This window comes from Bacillus sp. FJAT-27986, assembly GCF_001685035.1.
Classification (GTDB): Bacteria; Bacillota; Bacilli; order Bacillales; family Pradoshiaceae; genus Pradoshia.
Genome location: NZ_MAYV01000015.1, coordinates 208,203 through 224,127 on the forward strand (window position 1 = coordinate 208,203; position 15,925 = coordinate 224,127).

Annotated in this window: 17 protein-coding genes; 6 read left to right on the top strand and 11 right to left on the bottom strand. The window is 38.4% G+C overall.

The window, feature by feature from the left end:
* Nucleotides 1–123 precede the first annotated feature (123 nt).
* Nucleotides 124–1,242: a LysM peptidoglycan-binding domain-containing protein gene (locus A8L44_RS11935; RefSeq protein WP_066106232.1), complete on the bottom strand. Its 1,119-nt coding sequence runs from the start codon at nucleotides 1,240–1,242 to the stop codon at nucleotides 124–126.
* 712 nt (nucleotides 1,243–1,954) lie between these two features.
* Between A8L44_RS11935 and srtB the strand changes: the two genes are divergently transcribed.
* A complete protein-coding gene (gene srtB / locus A8L44_RS11940; RefSeq protein ID WP_066106235.1) occupies nucleotides 1,955–2,692 on the top strand; it encodes a class B sortase in 738 nt (245 codons plus the stop codon).
* A gap of 46 nt (nucleotides 2,693–2,738) precedes the next feature.
* On the opposite strand, the gene A8L44_RS11945 is transcribed toward srtB, so the two are convergent.
* Complete coding sequence (locus A8L44_RS11945; RefSeq protein WP_066106239.1) at nucleotides 2,739–3,581, bottom strand: aldo/keto reductase; 843 nt, start codon at nucleotides 3,579–3,581, stop codon at nucleotides 2,739–2,741.
* A 90-nt stretch (nucleotides 3,582–3,671) separates the two neighbouring features.
* A complete protein-coding gene (locus A8L44_RS11950) occupies nucleotides 3,672–4,319 on the bottom strand; it encodes a bifunctional 4-hydroxy-2-oxoglutarate aldolase/2-dehydro-3-deoxy-phosphogluconate aldolase (protein ID WP_066106242.1) in 648 nt (215 codons plus the stop codon).
* Between the two features lie 193 nt (nucleotides 4,320–4,512).
* Here A8L44_RS11950 and A8L44_RS11955 point away from each other — a divergent pair, with 193 nt between their 5' ends.
* Entirely contained in the window at nucleotides 4,513–5,283 is a 771-nt protein-coding gene (locus tag A8L44_RS11955; RefSeq protein WP_066106245.1) for an IclR family transcriptional regulator, read from the top strand.
* Between the two features lie 179 nt (nucleotides 5,284–5,462).
* Here A8L44_RS11955 and A8L44_RS11960 read toward each other — a convergent pair whose 3' ends face one another.
* From A8L44_RS11960 to A8L44_RS11990, 7 genes are all read right to left on the bottom strand, one after another.
* Entirely contained in the window at nucleotides 5,463–6,413 is a 951-nt protein-coding gene (locus A8L44_RS11960) for a sugar kinase (protein ID WP_066106248.1), read from the bottom strand.
* 57 nt (nucleotides 6,414–6,470) lie between these two features.
* Complete coding sequence (kdgT, locus tag A8L44_RS11965; protein ID WP_066106251.1) at nucleotides 6,471–7,460, bottom strand: 2-keto-3-deoxygluconate transporter; 990 nt, start codon at nucleotides 7,458–7,460, stop codon at nucleotides 6,471–6,473.
* Nucleotides 7,461–7,635: 175 nt separating this feature from the next.
* Entirely contained in the window at nucleotides 7,636–8,085 is a 450-nt protein-coding gene (locus A8L44_RS11970; RefSeq protein WP_066106254.1) for a YhcH/YjgK/YiaL family protein, read from the bottom strand.
* A 36-nt stretch (nucleotides 8,086–8,121) separates the two neighbouring features.
* A complete protein-coding gene (gene kduD / locus A8L44_RS11975) occupies nucleotides 8,122–8,898 on the bottom strand; it encodes a 2-dehydro-3-deoxy-D-gluconate 5-dehydrogenase KduD (RefSeq protein WP_066106257.1) in 777 nt (258 codons plus the stop codon).
* Nucleotides 8,899–8,990: 92 nt separating this feature from the next.
* Nucleotides 8,991–9,821 carry a 5-dehydro-4-deoxy-D-glucuronate isomerase gene (kduI, locus tag A8L44_RS11980; RefSeq protein WP_066106260.1) on the bottom strand — a complete coding sequence of 277 codons (831 nt, stop codon included), beginning with the start codon at nucleotides 9,819–9,821 and terminating at the stop codon, nucleotides 8,991–8,993.
* A gap of 359 nt (nucleotides 9,822–10,180) precedes the next feature.
* Nucleotides 10,181–11,647 carry a sodium/proline symporter PutP gene (gene putP, locus A8L44_RS11985; RefSeq protein WP_066106265.1) on the bottom strand — a complete coding sequence of 489 codons (1,467 nt, stop codon included), beginning with the start codon at nucleotides 11,645–11,647 and terminating at the stop codon, nucleotides 10,181–10,183.
* A 341-nt stretch (nucleotides 11,648–11,988) separates the two neighbouring features.
* Nucleotides 11,989–12,324: a winged helix-turn-helix transcriptional regulator gene (locus A8L44_RS11990; RefSeq protein WP_066106267.1), complete on the bottom strand. Its 336-nt coding sequence runs from the start codon at nucleotides 12,322–12,324 to the stop codon at nucleotides 11,989–11,991.
* Between the two features lie 174 nt (nucleotides 12,325–12,498).
* Here A8L44_RS11990 and A8L44_RS11995 point away from each other — a divergent pair, with 174 nt between their 5' ends.
* Together A8L44_RS11995 and A8L44_RS12000 are read left to right on the top strand one after the other, a co-directional pair.
* Nucleotides 12,499–13,347 (top strand): VOC family protein, encoded by an 849-nt coding sequence (locus A8L44_RS11995; RefSeq protein ID WP_066106270.1) that lies wholly within the window; start codon nucleotides 12,499–12,501, stop codon nucleotides 13,345–13,347.
* A gap of 42 nt (nucleotides 13,348–13,389) precedes the next feature.
* Nucleotides 13,390–13,995: a nitroreductase family protein gene (locus A8L44_RS12000; protein WP_066106273.1), complete on the top strand. Its 606-nt coding sequence runs from the start codon at nucleotides 13,390–13,392 to the stop codon at nucleotides 13,993–13,995.
* Nucleotides 13,996–14,085: 90 nt separating this feature from the next.
* Here the strand turns inward: A8L44_RS12000 and A8L44_RS12005 are convergent, their stop codons facing one another.
* The gene (locus A8L44_RS12005; RefSeq protein ID WP_066106276.1) at nucleotides 14,086–14,619 is read right to left on the bottom strand and encodes a hypothetical protein; all 534 of its coding nucleotides are present in this window, start codon (nucleotides 14,617–14,619) and stop codon (nucleotides 14,086–14,088) included.
* 178 nt (nucleotides 14,620–14,797) lie between these two features.
* On the opposite strand from A8L44_RS12005, the gene secG reads away from it, so the two are divergent.
* Together secG and A8L44_RS12015 are read left to right on the top strand one after the other, a co-directional pair.
* Nucleotides 14,798–15,016 carry a preprotein translocase subunit SecG gene (gene secG, locus A8L44_RS12010; RefSeq protein ID WP_373925489.1) on the top strand — a complete coding sequence of 73 codons (219 nt, stop codon included), beginning with the start codon at nucleotides 14,798–14,800 and terminating at the stop codon, nucleotides 15,014–15,016.
* Nucleotides 15,017–15,156: 140 nt separating this feature from the next.
* The gene (locus tag A8L44_RS12015) at nucleotides 15,157–15,897 is read left to right on the top strand and encodes an alpha/beta hydrolase (protein WP_066106279.1); all 741 of its coding nucleotides are present in this window, start codon (nucleotides 15,157–15,159) and stop codon (nucleotides 15,895–15,897) included.
* Nucleotides 15,898–15,925: the final 28 nt, after the last annotated feature.

Consider the following 15,925-nt stretch of genomic DNA (forward strand, 5'->3'; position numbering starts at 1 on the left):
ATAAAAGCTCAAAAGGGAAAACTTCTTATACTGATGAATTTCAGTATAAGGAGTTTTTTTTTTACAATAAAACGCCTCTTTCCAATAAGGAAAGAGGCGTTTTTGTTAGAATAATGGTTGAGATTAATTTTGAATGAACATTTGCACCCAGTAATGCTCATACTTTTCATAACCAATCCCGATTTCAGTATAGTTTGGATTTAGGATATTTTCTCTGTGACCCTCTGAGTCCATCCAACCTTCCATAACGGCTTCAGCTGTTCTGTGGCCTTGCGCAATGTTTTCAGCTGCTGCTACATATGTGATTCCGAAAGCCTTCATCATATCAAAGGGACTTCCGTATGTTGGTGAAGTATGGGCGAAATAACCGTTTTCTGACATATCCACAGCTTTCGTGTAAGCAACCACGGATAAGTCTGCATTATTGCGGAGAGGTTGTAGACCGTTTTTAGCTCTTTCCTCGTTGACTAATGCAACAATTTGGTTGACGATGGCTTGGTCATTGCCCTCTGGCTCTGTTACTTCAGGAGTAGTCTCAACAGGTTCCGTTACTTCGGGAGTAGTCTCAACAGGTCCCGTTACTTCGGGAGTGTTCTCAACGGGCTCCGTTACTTCAGGAGTAGTCTCAACAGGTTCCGTTACTTCGGGAGTGTTCTCAACAGGTTCCGTTACTTCAGGAGTAGTCTCAACAGGTTCCGTTACTTCGGGAGTGTTTTCAACAGGTTCCGTTACTTCAGGAGTAGTCTCAACAGGTTCCGTTACTTCGGGAGTAGTCTCAACAGATTCCGTTACTTCAGGAGTAGTCTCAACAGGGACCATTACTTCTGGAGTAGTTTCTTCAGGTTTAGTAACTTCCGAATTGGTTTTCTCAGATTCTGTCACCTTTGGTAGATTAATTTTTTGTCCTGGAAAGATTAGATCTTTATCATGAATTTGAGAATTTACATTTAGTAATTCAAGAAAATCCACGTCCAATTTCCTGGCAATACCCCATAATGTATCGCCAGAAAGTACGGTATATTCCTTCATAGCATCAGGCAAGTTAATAACTTGGTCGGGATAGATTAAGTCTTTATTCGGAATTTGATTATTAACTTCTAAAAGTGCTTGAAAATTAACATTATTACGTTCCGATATATTCCATAAGTTATCACCAGATCTTACTGTGTATGTTTCAGCAAAAGTTGACATTGGGCTTAACAAAATGACTGATGTCATCGTAAGGGCTATCTTTATTTTCATATAATAAAATGTGCCTCCAGTATTGTTTAGGTATATTATCAACTAATGCCTAGGAATACTAGTTTAATAATATTTATTCGCATATAAACAACCAATCTATCTAAAATTTTAAATAGTAAACTGTTGGTTAACCATATTGAAGGTAACATTAAAGAGAAAATTCAGTCAAGTTTTATGCAAATATTGTCGAATAATGACGAAAAACATCCATGTTCTCCCTAAATTGGTATCGTTCTCGAGAAAGACATAAGGATGAGTCTGTGACAGTAATAAGCTTATGCACTGGGAATTGGAGTTAGTGAATAAACAGCTCAGCAACTAAGTTTATCATTTAAAGGCATACGAACGGACGATAGATTGTTTCGATGAAAGATAAACAACTAGAATGAGGATCTGAGATGACCAAATTACAACAAGAGGAGACTTCAATGGAAATTGGTGATGGAATACCTAAATATAAATTGTGAAATGGAGTAAAAAGAATAATTCTACGAAGTAAAATTACTATCCGTGTATGTATATGATTCTCAAAAACGCTTGAGAAGTCTTATAAAACCTTAAAAGGGATAGAATTAGTCAGACTTTAACCTCCTTATGCTTAAAAAAGTATGTGGAGGTTTTATGTTATTTGATAGACTATTGTATTCTGAAATGTCTGTTATTAAACTTATATTATATAAGAATAATAATTTCATTAAGAGAGTTGAGAGGCATGAAGCGAAGTCGGACAATTATGTCAAAGTTGATCGGTTTAGGACTACTGATTGTGTTTTGCTGGTCAGGGATTTATTTGTTTCAATATGCGATGGATGAATATCAGATGTATAAATTGGAGAAGCAACTGGATCAAGATAAACACAAGGTCATAGAAACAGGTAATGCCGATTTTACTAAATTGGTAGAGCTGAATGACCAATCGGTTGGTTGGATCACCATTGATGGAACAGCCATTGACTATCCCGTTGTTCAGGGTGATGATAACAGTTACTATTTAACGCATGATTATAACAATAGCTCATCCATTCAGGGAAGTATTTTTATGGATTATCGCAATCAGGAAGGTTTTGCAGACAATCATATCATTCTTTATGGACATAATATGAAGAACGGTACGATGTTTCATGATTTGAATAAATACAAGGATGAAAACTTCCTATACGAGCATAGATACATAAACTTTTATGGGAAAACGGGCTATTATAAGTGGGAGGTTTTCTCTACTTATAACACAGATCCAAATTTTAATTATATCCAAACTGAGTTTGGAACTAGTGAACAGTATCTTGCTTTTATAAACCAATTACGATCAAGGTCAGATTTTAGCTATAAGGGAGAACCGTTGTCTGATAAGGATAAGGTTTTAACGCTCTCCACATGCAGTCAAGGTCTAAAGGATGGAAGAAGGGTGGTCCATGCAAGATTAATAGAAGAGAGAGCATACGCGGAGTAACAATAGAAAGGAGGCAGCCTATATATAAGCTGCCTCCTGATTATTATTAAAATTCAAAGCCTGCTTTCATTGTATCAGGATGAGATCCAGCACGGCTATCTTGATTTAATTGATCAATTCTTTCCATATCCTCTGCAGATAATTCAAAGTCAAAGATACTGGAATTTTCAATAATGCGATGTTCTTTAATTGATTTTGGAATCGTTACGACACCATGTTGCAGATCCCAGCGCAGGATAACCTGGGCAACCGATTTATTGTGTTTCTCGGCAATTTCTTTAAGAACTGGATTGTCCAAAAGCTGTCCTTGTTTTAAAGGAGACCAAGCTTCAAGTTGAATTCCTTCTTTTTTGCAATATGCACGAAGATCCTCTTGTGTTAGATGAGGATGGAATTCCACTTGATTCACCATTGGTTTAATTTCAGCTGTAGCAATTAAATCCTCAAGGTGATGAACCAGGAAGTTACTTACGCCAATTGCACGAACTCGTCCATCTTTGTAGAGTTTTTCAAAGGCTTTCCATGTTTCTTTATATTTATCCTTCCCAGGCCAATGAATTAGATAAAGATCCAAGTAATCCAAGCCTAGCTTTTCCATGCTTTCATCGAAGGCTTTTAAGGTAGATTCATATCCTTGTTCACTATTCCATAGCTTTGTTGTAATAAATAAATCCTCGCGTGGCACACCTGATTCTTTGATCGCTTGGCCTACGCCTTCTTCATTACCGTAAATGGCAGCTGTATCAATGCTGATATATCCATTTTGGATGGCTGCTTTAACAGACTGGATAACCTCTTCACCTTCTTGAACTTTAAAAACGCCCAATCCAAGCCATGGCATTTCAACGCCATTATGTAAGGTGACTGTATCTTTGAGATTTGTTGGCATATCTGAATCCTCCTCTGTCTAATTTGGTTTTTTCTAACTATTCTTTTATTATAAAGGATGACTGTTCAACTTAGTTAATAGAATGAATTCTTATTTTTTTCTTGCTGCTACAGCCTTTTCAATATACATCTTTGCGATTTCAGTAATCTGATCGTAATCGCCTGTTTTGGCCGGTGCTAACAGATTGCCGCCGACTCCGACAGCAACACAGCCATTTGAAATCCATTCTTCAATATTATCTAAACTCACTCCGCCGGTTGGCATTATATTTACCTGAGGGAGAGGGGCTTTTACGGCTTTTATAAACCCAGGGCCAAACGCATTTCCAGGGAATAGTTTAACAATATCAACCCCAGCTTCCAATGCTGTTTTCATCTCTGTAATCGTCATACATCCAGGCATATAAGGAATTTGATAGAGGTTACACAACTTAGCTGTTTCCCCATCAAATGCCGGGCTGACAATGAACTGGGCACCTGCTAAAATAGCAATTCTTGCAGTAGTAGCATCCAGGACGGTTCCAGCACCGATGACTACCTTTTCATTAGTTTTATAGACAGAAACCAATTCCTTGATGACCTCGTCTGCTGACTGGACTGTGAAAGTCACTTCAATCCCCTGAATACCACCTTTTACACAGGCTTCGGATATCAAACGAGCTTCTTCCTTAGAGTTAGCTCTAACGACTGCGACTACACCACATTCCGTAACCTTTTGTAAGATTGCTTGTTTTTTCAATATGAACACTCCTTTTCGTACTGTAATCATTTCTTTGCATACTTGCTGAGTTTTATCTTTCTATAATAGTTCTTATTTCGAATTTACAAAAATTGTAGGTTCCCGTATCATTATAGATAGAGCAGGATATTGGGAAACCTTACGATTGATCAGGAATCTCTCTATACAAATCAACTAAAAGAGGTAGAAAATCATGTCTAATGTTCAATCGATTGAACGAGCTTTAACTATATTAAATAAACTTTCAGAATATCCGAATGGTCTCCAGGTTACACGTCTGTCCGAACAGGTGGGTTTAACAAAGAGTACCGTCCACAGGCTTCTGACTACCTTGTCCAATATGAACTATGTTGTAAAAGATGAAGAGACCGATAAGTATAAACTTGGGCTGCAAATTCTCTTTTTATCTAGAAATCTTCTGAACAACAATGATGTCATCACAGTGGCAAAGCCCTATCTCGAAAAATTATCTCTTGAAGTCAATGAAACGGTTCATTTATGTATAGAGAACCTTGGTGAGATTGTTTATATCGATAAAATAGAAAGTAATCAAACGGTTCGCATGTTTTCACGTATTGGTAGCCGGGCGCCGATGTACTGTACGGCAGTCGGTAAAGTGTTATTATCTGGAATGGATCAGGAAAAATTTGATTCTATTCTTTCCAAAACAGAATTCATTGCTAAGACTCCTACTACAATCACGTCGCAAGAACAGCTTTTAGAAGAAATCGAGAAAATAAAGATAGAAGGCTACGCATTGGATAACTCAGAGAATGAAGAAGTCTTAAGATGTATTGCGGCGCCTATTTATGATCATAAAGGGAAGATCATCGCGAGTTTCAGTATATCTGGGCCCAATAATCGCGTGACTATGGACTTGATTAATGAAACGCTAATTGAAAAAATGAAACACTACAGTATGGCCATCTCTAGAAACTTGGGATACATAGGAAGTTTACACTGAAAAGTAATCTCTGCGCCTTTGATTGATTTTATCCAAAGATCCTATTAGGAGATTAGGATATCTAATCTCTTAGGGAGCGCATGTGCAGAGTTACAGGGAATGGCATTTATTCTGATCATTTTAAAAAGCAAAAGTAAAGATAATGGATGCCATTATCTTTACTCTTTATGAGCCTTTATTTAAATCTCTGCGATTGAATCCTCCATGTAAGCTAGTAAACTTTCATGGTTAGGCAGTCCATCATTGTCTCCTGGAGACATAACGGCAAGTGCCCCAATTGCGGCTCCACGCTTTACAGCTTCTTTGATGGGAAGTCCTTCTAATAGACCGCTTACTACCCCAACTGCAAAGCCATCTCCGGCACCTACCGTATCAACAACCTGTTTGACAGGGAAACGGTCGGTATAGAAACGTTCGCCTTCTGAACTGGTAAATGCCCCTTTTTCACCAAGTTTAATAACGACGGTTTTAACACCTGCTGCATGATAGTAGTTCGCAATATGTTGAACATCATCCTGGCCGGTTAACAGTACCCCTTCCTTAATGCCGGGAAGGACAATATCTGCGCGACATGCCAAATCATTGATAATTTCAGCCATCTCTTGTTTATCCTCCCAAAGACCTGGACGGAGGTTGGGGTCGAAAGAAATTTGCACACCATTGGCTCTTGCTGTATCCATTAATTCATAGACCATATCTCTGCAGCCCCCTGAAAGAGCTGGTGGTATACCAGTTAAATGAATATGATTATAATCGGTCCAGTTTATATGAGCGATTGTTTCCCGATTCATATGGGAAGCGGCTGAATTTTTCCGTGCCGAAAATACTTCCGGGTCGCCAGCACTAACTTTTTGCTTAAATTGCATACCTGTTGTATGGGTTGAATCATATTTAATATATTCGGTGTTAATCGAATTTTGCTGAAGAAATGTTTCTATGCTTTTTCCAAACGGATCTTGGCCTAATTGGGTTATATAGGTGACCTGATGGCCTAAACGTGCCATACCGATTGAAAAATTAACCTCGGCACCTGAAACAAAACGAACAAAACGGTCGGCGGTTTCTAATGAACCTTCTTTTTCAGAAACAAAAAGGGCCATTGGTTCTCCCACGGTGATAATTTTACTCATAGGATCCTCCTGTTCATTCCAGAAGGGGCAAGCCATTTGCCCCCCGGGACTAGAATATTAAACGGTAGCTTTGCTATCTGGTGATATCGTATCTTTGTTTCTCTTTTTCATATATTGAGCCCAGTATGCAGTTAAGATTGGTACCAATATCGATGTTACAATAACAGATGCGGCCACCAGAGAAGTAGCAGATTGAGCAACAGGCATGAATTCAGGTGCCATTGTTGCAATGATCATTGGGTTGGCGACAGCAGCTCCTGCTGTACTTGATGCAGCAAGACCAGCTGTTCCGTTACCGCCTCCAATATATTTATCTGCCAGTATCAATGGAATACCCGTAATAATAATAACTAATACACCCAGCAAGATTCCTCCAATACCTGTTTGAAGAATAACACCTAAATCGATTGAGTTACCCAATGCAAATCCAAAGAATGGAATCATAGTAGTAGTAGCCTTGCTGAAAAAGTCGCGTAAATCAGAATCAAGGTTTCCAAGAAGGAATCCTAGTAAGAAAGGTAATACAGCACCTACAAAAGCTTGTGGTTCAAATGCAGCAAGACCGGTTGAACCCAGAATCAACATTGTTACAAGCGGGCCGGATTCTATGGACATCAAGACAAAAGCGCCGGCTTCTTCTTTGGTGCCATATTGTTGCATGATGGATGCATAAAGTCCGCCGTTTGTCATATCCATGGCTGCCACTAAAGCGAGAACGGACAATCCTGCGAAAACTCCAGTCTGGATTCCACCATCAGGAATAAACATAGATGCCACTAATGCTATAAGCCAGGCAACCGCGATTTTGGTTATAACAAGGGTTCCGGATTTACGTAATACAGTTCCTGTTGCTTTAATATTAATACCGGCACCCATACAGAAGAACCAAACGGCTAAGATTGGAACCGTTCCTGTCATTAATCCGTTTGTGAATGAACCAAAGTATTCACCTGATGTTGGAGCAAAAGTATGTATAATGGCCCCTAAAAATAGTGGTACCAGCATGAGCCCGCCTGGGATTTTTTCAATCGTCTTTAAAATTCGCATGATGATCTACCTTACCTTCCGGATTAAAATGAGGTCACAATTATGTAAGGTCTAAGATGGTAGATTTATGGATATAAAGCTGGAATTATGATTTTCTATGATTGATAGATTTCTCTTGTTCACATACATATTCTCTTTGGTTGGATTGAATCTTCATATCCAGGGATTTTAGGATTTACCGTTTTACTTTAAGAACAATTTTTTTAACCATTTGCTTTTCTTCAGTTATAATTCCAACCTTGTGGGAATCTTTTGGGAAACAAATCATCACATCACCTGGATTCATGGCTATAAGCGTTTGGACATCACCTTCAAGAAAGATAGCATCTTTTGCTTCATCGTAATTTTCCTTGATTTGTTGACGATTTATATGGTCAACGGCAATGTTTTCTTTGCCTTCAAGAATATAATGGATGTCCAGGTATTTTCGGTGGGCTTCCCAAATACAGTCAGGTTCTTCCTTTGTTTCATATTCATTGAGGAAGAAAAATAAATTCTCGTCAATGTCATGGCGCCCAGCAGAGTACTGGGAGCTATCGAACTCTTTTAAAAATGTTAATTTTGATTGTAAATTCTCAGCAAGACTCTTTTGCTCAATCAGGTCATCTATATTGCCGGTAATCAATGAAATCAGCCCCATTCAAATTGGTGTAAGCCCTTTTTAACGCGCTAACCAACCACCGTCTACTGCGAGAATATGTCCGTTCATATAATCGGATGCTTTACTTGCCAAGAACACAACGACTCCCATCAAATCAGCTGGTTTAGCCCATCTTCCAGCAGGAATTCTTGATAGAATTTCCGCATTCCGTTTCTCATCAGCACGAATAGGATCAGTGTTAGCGGTTTCAATATAACCAGGTGCAATCGCATTAATTTGAATATTGTATTGTCCTAATTCATTGGCAAACGCTTTTGTTAACCCGGCAACACCGTGTTTACTCGCTGTGTATGGTGGGATAAACTTACCGCCCTGGAAGGAAAGCATGGATCCAATATTGATGATTTTACCGCTTTCTTGTTTGACCATCACTTTTGCTACTTCTTGGCTAAGGAAATAAACAGCATTTAAGTTAATGTCCATGACTGCGTTCCAGTCTTCTTCTTTATATTCAAGTAAGGGAGCACGGCGAATTGTTCCTGCGTTATTAACGAGAATATCAATTCGACCAAAGACACTTACGCATTCTTCAACTATTTCTTTTATACTTTCTCTATCCGTCAGTTCAGCCTGTTTAAAATGAGCTTTCCTTCCGGTAGCTTCAATTAAGTCCTGCGTTTCCTTCCAATTATCATTATGGGTAACAACGAATACATTTGCTCCGGCTTTCGCTAGTGCAACCGCATATCCTTGTCCTAGGCCTGTATTGCCGCCGGTTACGATGGCTACCTTGTCTGTTAAATTAAAGTAATCAAGTGAAAAGTTTTCTAGACTCATTTGAAAACCACCTTAAACATTATTTTTAAAATCTGTGTTTTTTTGGAATGGCGAAGAAAAATTAATGCAATTGTTTTAAATTGTTCCTAAAATTATCTGAGCTCATCTATTGATACGGCATCCATATCATTGTAGGTTTTGTTTTCACCGGCCATCGCCCAAATGAATGTATAGTTACTAGTAGCACTTCCGCAATGGATAGACCATGGAGGTGAAATAACTGCCTGCTCATTTTTCATCACAATATGGCGAGTTTCTGTAGGTTCACCCATCAGATGGAACATTCTCGCATTTTCATCTAAATCAATATATAGGTATACTTCCATTCTGCGGTTATGTGTATGGGTTGGCATGGAGTTCCATACGCTTCCTGTATTTAATTGCGTCATTCCCATTACGACTTGGCAGCTTTGTATTCCTTCATTATGAATCATTCGTCTAATCACACGGTCATTTGCATTTTCTGCTGATCCTAATCGGTCGCCCTCAATATCATTAAATGCTACATGTTGGGTAGGATACTCTTTATGTGCAGGGGCAGAGAACAAATAATATTTTGCCGGTTGATCAGATTGGTTGCTTGTGAAAATTAACTCTCTTTTGCCTAAGCCAACATATAAACAGTCTTTATTCTCCATTTCATATACTTCACCATCAACGGTAATTTTACCGCCGCCTCCAACATTGAAAATTCCGACTTCTCTTCGTTCAAGGAAATAATCTGCTTTAATTTCATCGTAACCCTCTAAAGAAATAGAGTCATTTAAAGGAGTGATGCCTCCGACAATAGCTCGGTCTTCCATAGTATTCACAAGCTTAATTTCTCCTGGTACAAATAATTCCTCAATTAAATAATGTTTACGGATATCCTCCGTTGTAAATGTTTTCGCATGATCAGGGTGAGTAGAATATCTTATTTCCATTATTCACATCTCCTTCATTTAATTTATAAAATTTTGTGCAGCAATCAATGAAGCTCTTTACTTTAGTTGTTGGGAACAAACTGCTGGTTGCTTAAAAGAGTACAAGTAGCAGCTCTTCCAGAATCAAGTCTTCTGGTTACCACTCTCCAATTTTTAATTAATTTTGAAGCTGTTCCACATTATGGTACATCGTCCCACAAATTAATTATAGCGCTTTCATAGATAAAAAGATAGCGAGAATATGACAATATATTGAATTTAATAAAAAAGTTGGAGGGGAATTGCGGACTAGTAGTCCAGTCATATGGGGCTATTTTTCAAAAAAAAGCATTGGGGCTCGCCCCAATGCTTTTTACTTTCTATTGCCTCATTAAATCATTAAATTGCTTGTATTGGATACCCACTTCTTGCTTCGGTGGAGCGGTCAGTAAGCTGACAATGATGATAGCAAGTGTGCTTGCTCCAAAGCCAGGAATCATTTCATAGAGCGTATCAGAGAGACCTAAGCTGGACCATATAATAACAGTGAAGGCACCCATAACGATACCTGCCAATGCTCCCCATTTATTCATACGTTTCCAGAAGAGACTTAAAAGGATGAGCGGACCGAATGATGATCCGAAGCCTGCCCAAGCATAACCAACCAGTTCGAGAATTGTGGAGTTCTTTTCCCAGGATAAAAATAACGCGACAATCGAGACAATTAAAACGGACAATCTTCCTAAGAAAACAAGTTCTCTATCAGATGCTGATCGTCTGAAAAATGTTTTGTAGATATCTTCTGTTAACGAGCTGGATGTAACGAGAAGTTGCGAAGAAATGGTACTCATAATAGCAGCTAAAATAGCTGAGATTAAAAATCCAGTAATAATCGGGTGAAATAATACTTCTCCTAAAACGATAAAGACCGTTTCCGGGTTTTCTAATGGTGAGCCATTTTGTGAGAAATACGTAATCCCGATAAATCCAGTCAGCATTGCCCCAATAATAGAGAAAATCATCCATCCCATTCCGATTCGACGGGCCTTTTTAATTTCTTTAACAGATGAAATGGCCATAAAGCGGACAATGATATGAGGCTGGCCGAAGTAACCAAGTCCCCAGGCAATGGAAGAAAGGATGCCCAGTATCGTTGTGCCTCTGAAAATATCTAATAAGGCTGGATTGATAGATCGTGCTGTATCAATTGATTCTCCAAATCCGCCCACTTCAATAAGAGTGACGATTGGAACAAGAATCAGTGCTATAAACATGATGATCCCTTGCACAAAGTCAGTCCAGCTGACGGCAAGAAATCCTCCAAACAAAGTGTATGCGACTACTACTAGAGTAACCACTATTAATCCAGTATGGTAATCAAGCCCGAATGTACTTTGGAATAGTATACCGCCGGAAACCATCCCCGATGAAACATAAAAGGTAAAGAATACAAGAATAACAAGTCCAGAAATCAAGCGCAGTATTTTTGAGGTATCGCCAAAGCGGTTCTCTAAATAGCCAGGAATTGTAATGGAATCATTGGCTATTTGTGTATAGGTACGCAGTCTTGGCGCTACATAAATCCAGTTAGCCCAGGCTCCTATAGTTAAACCGATGGCAATCCATGCTGCGCTAAGGCCGGATACGTACATAGCTCCGGGTAATCCCATTAACAGCCAGCCACTCATGTCAGCAGCTCCTGCACTTAATGCTGTTACGGCAGGTCCGAGTGTTCTGCCGCCAAGCATATAATCAGATAAATTGGATGTTCTTTTATAGGCAAAATATCCGATCCCGAGCATTAAAATCATGTAAATAATGACTGATGTTAATAATGCATAATCCATCTGTGATCCCCCTTTGTCTCTTCTCTAATTTGTCCTGCACTTTCACTTACTATCTAGAATAAAACGTTTGATTAAGTTTATCAGAAAAGTTAAAATATTTCACTTTATATATAAGTAGATCAAAAATTAAAGATACTGAATACATAGCTTCTAAATGAAAGCGTATATAATTAACGCTTGTATTAGGGCTTTTTATAACCAGCACCTAAACAAGTGATGATTAAAAAATAATGAAGGGATGGGAGAGTAGGGAAACCTCCTATTCTCTTTTTTTTATTATAGGCTGATATGAATTTCAATCAAAAAAAGAAAAAACCGATTGCGGCCAGCGCAATCGGCATTTATTTTTGATCAGTTTCTGGAGAATCCTTTTTCATCCATTCATTGGCCCATTTTGCAATGGATTGCATCATAGGCTTCATGGCTTCTCCTGCTTCTGTTAAGGAATATTCAATTCGGACCGGCGTTTCCGGATAAACTTCGCGTTTGACAATCCCTTGTTTTTCCAATTCCTTTAGCCGTTCAGATAGTACTCGTCCACTGATACCAATTGAGGATTCCAGCGTACAGAAACGCTGAGGACCGGATTGCAGTTGATAAATAATTAACCCTGACCAACGGCGGCTGAGGATATCCATAGCTTTCTCAAATTTAGGACAAATGTGAGATTGATTCATATTACATCACCCCTCTGGTCTATATTATATCGTATTATTGAAAAATCATATAATTATTTATAGGAAATAATTTACTTGATATAAATTTATTACTAAAGTATAATTACTTACATAAAGTAAGTTATGTACTGATTAAATTATAAAAAAACAAAATGCCATTTGGGAGAGAGTAATATGAACTTTCATCAGAAAACAAATACGTTTGTGAAAAGTCTTGAATTGAAGATACTTAATATGGAAAGATCGCTCGCCTTTTACGAAAACATCATTGGTTTTAAAGTGCTGGAGAAAGAGGAGAATCGTACAGTTTTAACAGCTGATGGGGAAACACCATTATTAACTTTGATTCAACCTGAAAATGTTATACCAAAAGAGGCACATAAAACCGGGCTGTACCATTTTGCTTTATTGTTGCCTTCACGTGCAGATTTAGGAAGCTTTTTGCATCATATTGCAAAAATTAATTACCCATTGGGTGCTTCAGATCATCATGTTAGTGAAGCACTATATTTACAGGATGTTGATGGGAATGGAATTGAAATTTACGCAGATCGCCCAGCTTCCTCATGGATATGGAAAGACAAAGAGGTTCATATGGTTACGGAGCCTTTGAAGGCAGAAGAAGTATTGGCAGCAGGAGAAGACACGATGTGGAAAGGCCTTCCGTCTGATACGGCAATGGGGCATATTCATTTGCATATTGGCAATCTTGAACTGGCGGAGGAGTTTTATTGCCAGGGATTGGGATTTGATGTAGTTACTCGTTATGGAAATCAGGCATTGTTTTTGTCCACAGGTGGCTACCACCATCATATCGGTTTAAATGTATGGAATGGCAGGAATATACCGGCTGCTTCAAAAGAAAGTGTGGGACTCCAAACATTCACTATTCATTATCCTAATAATGAACAAAGAGAAGAAGTGATTTCACGTTTGAATAATATAGGTGCTGAAGTTCGAGAAGAGAATGGAATTTGGGTAACAACAGACCCGTTTGGTTTATCTATTCGGTTATCTGTCTAAATAGATTTTAGTATGTATAAAAACATTGGGGAGGAATAAATCATGACAAATACAAATGAATTTTTATCAGCAATTGAAAAAAGACGTTCACTGTATGCGATTAGTAATGAAAAGGTAATTTCTGAAGAAAGAGTAGAGGAGATTGTTAAATTCGCCGTCAAGCATACACCATCTGCCTTTAACTCACAAAGCGCAAGAGTAGTCGTATTATTTGGAGAACAAAGTAATAAGTTTTGGAGTATCACAACTGAAACATTACGAAAAGTCGTACCTGCCGAAAATTTTGGTGGCACTCAGGAAAAAATGGATATGTTTAATGCTGGATATGGCACTGTACTCTTCTTTGAAGATCAATCGGTCATAGAGGGGCTGCAGTCACAATTTGATCTATATGCAGATAAATTCCCTATTTGGTCTAATGAAGCCTCCGGAATGCTGCAGCTCGTCGTTTGGACAGCTCTTGAAGCGGAAGGATTAGGAGCTACACTTCAGCATTACAATCCGTTGATTGATGAAGAAGTGAAGGCAACCTGGAATATACCTGCAAGCTGGAGATTATCCGCCCAAATGCCATTTGGTAAACCAGTTGCTCCTGCTGGTGAAAAACAATTCAATCCAATTGAAGATCGTGTGAAAGTGTATAAATAAATCAACAAAAAAGACGCTCCATTTTTAGTTTACTCCAAAAGTTAGATTTTATATCTAACTTGAGGTGCTAAAAAGTGAGCGTCTTTTCATTTAATTTCTATCGCGGTACTCTCTCCTTAGTTCGTTTTGAAAACGGTCCAAAAATACGCCAATCAGGAAAAATGCGATTAATATAGAATAGAAGGTTTTAAATACGACCTGGACAGATCCCGGACTCCAAACAGTCGACCAGAAAGTGCCTTCGCCAATAAATCCATAGGCAAGTATTAAGATATGTAATGCCAACCAAAAGAGGCTTAGAGTGCTCGTATTCGAGCGAATAATGACTGCTATTAAGCTAATCAGTGCTGCTATACAAACTACGAAAAGGATGGGGTTAATAGACAACCATTCTATAGATAAGAGTTCAAAAATCAATAAACCAATCAAACATAGATGTACAAAATAGGTCATAAAATAGATGAACGGCCTTCCATTAAGTTTAGAAATGATTAATAGTACACCGGCCGCGAGTAAAAGAGCTCCCATTAAGGGGGCATTCCATCCGAAGAACATCATTAAACTGCCAAATATAAATCCGATCATATTTATGTAATTTACTTTATATAACCAATCGGTAAACATAATCATGTCCCCCTCTGTCCCGGGTTTTTGAATCCTCTTATTTGATTATACCCTGCCTGCGGTGAATTTAACTATTACCTCCTTGTTAGTTATTGTGAAAAAAAGGTGGTTATGGTAAAGTGATAGTATTGATAAGACCGTAATTAGGAGGTATTTGTTCGTGTTGCATACTACGCTCATGGTATTATTGGTTATTACATGTATTAGTTTAATTGTTGTGGTCTTACTGCAATCCGGTAAAAGTGCAGGTTTATCCGGCGCGATTTCCGGTGGTGCTGAACAGCTTTTTGGTAAACAAAAGGCGAGAGGACTTGATTTATATTTACACCGCGCTACTATTGTTTTATCAGTATTATTTTTTGTTTTAACCATTCTGGTTTCTTTCTTTGCAAAGTAATAGTGCGAAAACAAACATTGCCTGGCAGCTTTGCCAGGCTTTTTTGATGTGTAAATCGTTCATATTAATAGCGTTTTGTTCCTCTAACATCGTAAACTAATAGTACATAGTATAAGTTTTAACAAAGGGAGATTTTTTATATGAAATTAACTCAGCCAAAACCATTTACATTCGAGGGAGGAAACCGTGCAGTCTTATTGCTTCACGGTTTTACAGGGAATAGCGCTGATGTAAGGATGTTAGGCCGATATCTTGAAAGCAGGGGATATACATGTCATGCACCGCAATATAAAGGGCACGGAGTACCTCCGGAGGAGTTGGTAGAATTCGGACCAACTGATTGGTGGAAGGACTGTATGAAAGCCTATGATCGATTGCGGGCAATGGGCCATAAGGAAATTGCGGTAGCAGGTCTTTCGTTAGGAGGGGTATTTTCCTTGAAATTAGGTTACACTGTACCTGTTAAGGGTATCGTTACCATGTGTTCACCTATGTATATAAAAAGTGAAAAAGTTATGTATGATGGGGTACTTGAGTATGCCCGTCAGTATAAAAAGCGTGAAGGTAAAAGTCAGGAACAAATTGAGGCAGAAATGAATTGTTTTCGTCCAATGAATACCCTGCAAGCCTTGCAAGAATTGATTGGCAATGTAAGAGATCATGTGAATCAAGTGGATGTTCCGCTTTTTGTCGCTCAGGCACGCCACGATCATATGATCAATACTGACAGCGCTAATATTATCTATAATTCTGCAAATACTGAACAAAAAACATTAAAATGGTATGAGGAATCAGGCCATGTGATAACACTGGATAAAGAACGTGATCAGCTTCATCAGGATGTTTTTGCGTTTTTAGAGAGTCTTGATTGGGCAAATTAATAGATAGATCAATGATAAAGGAAAGAAA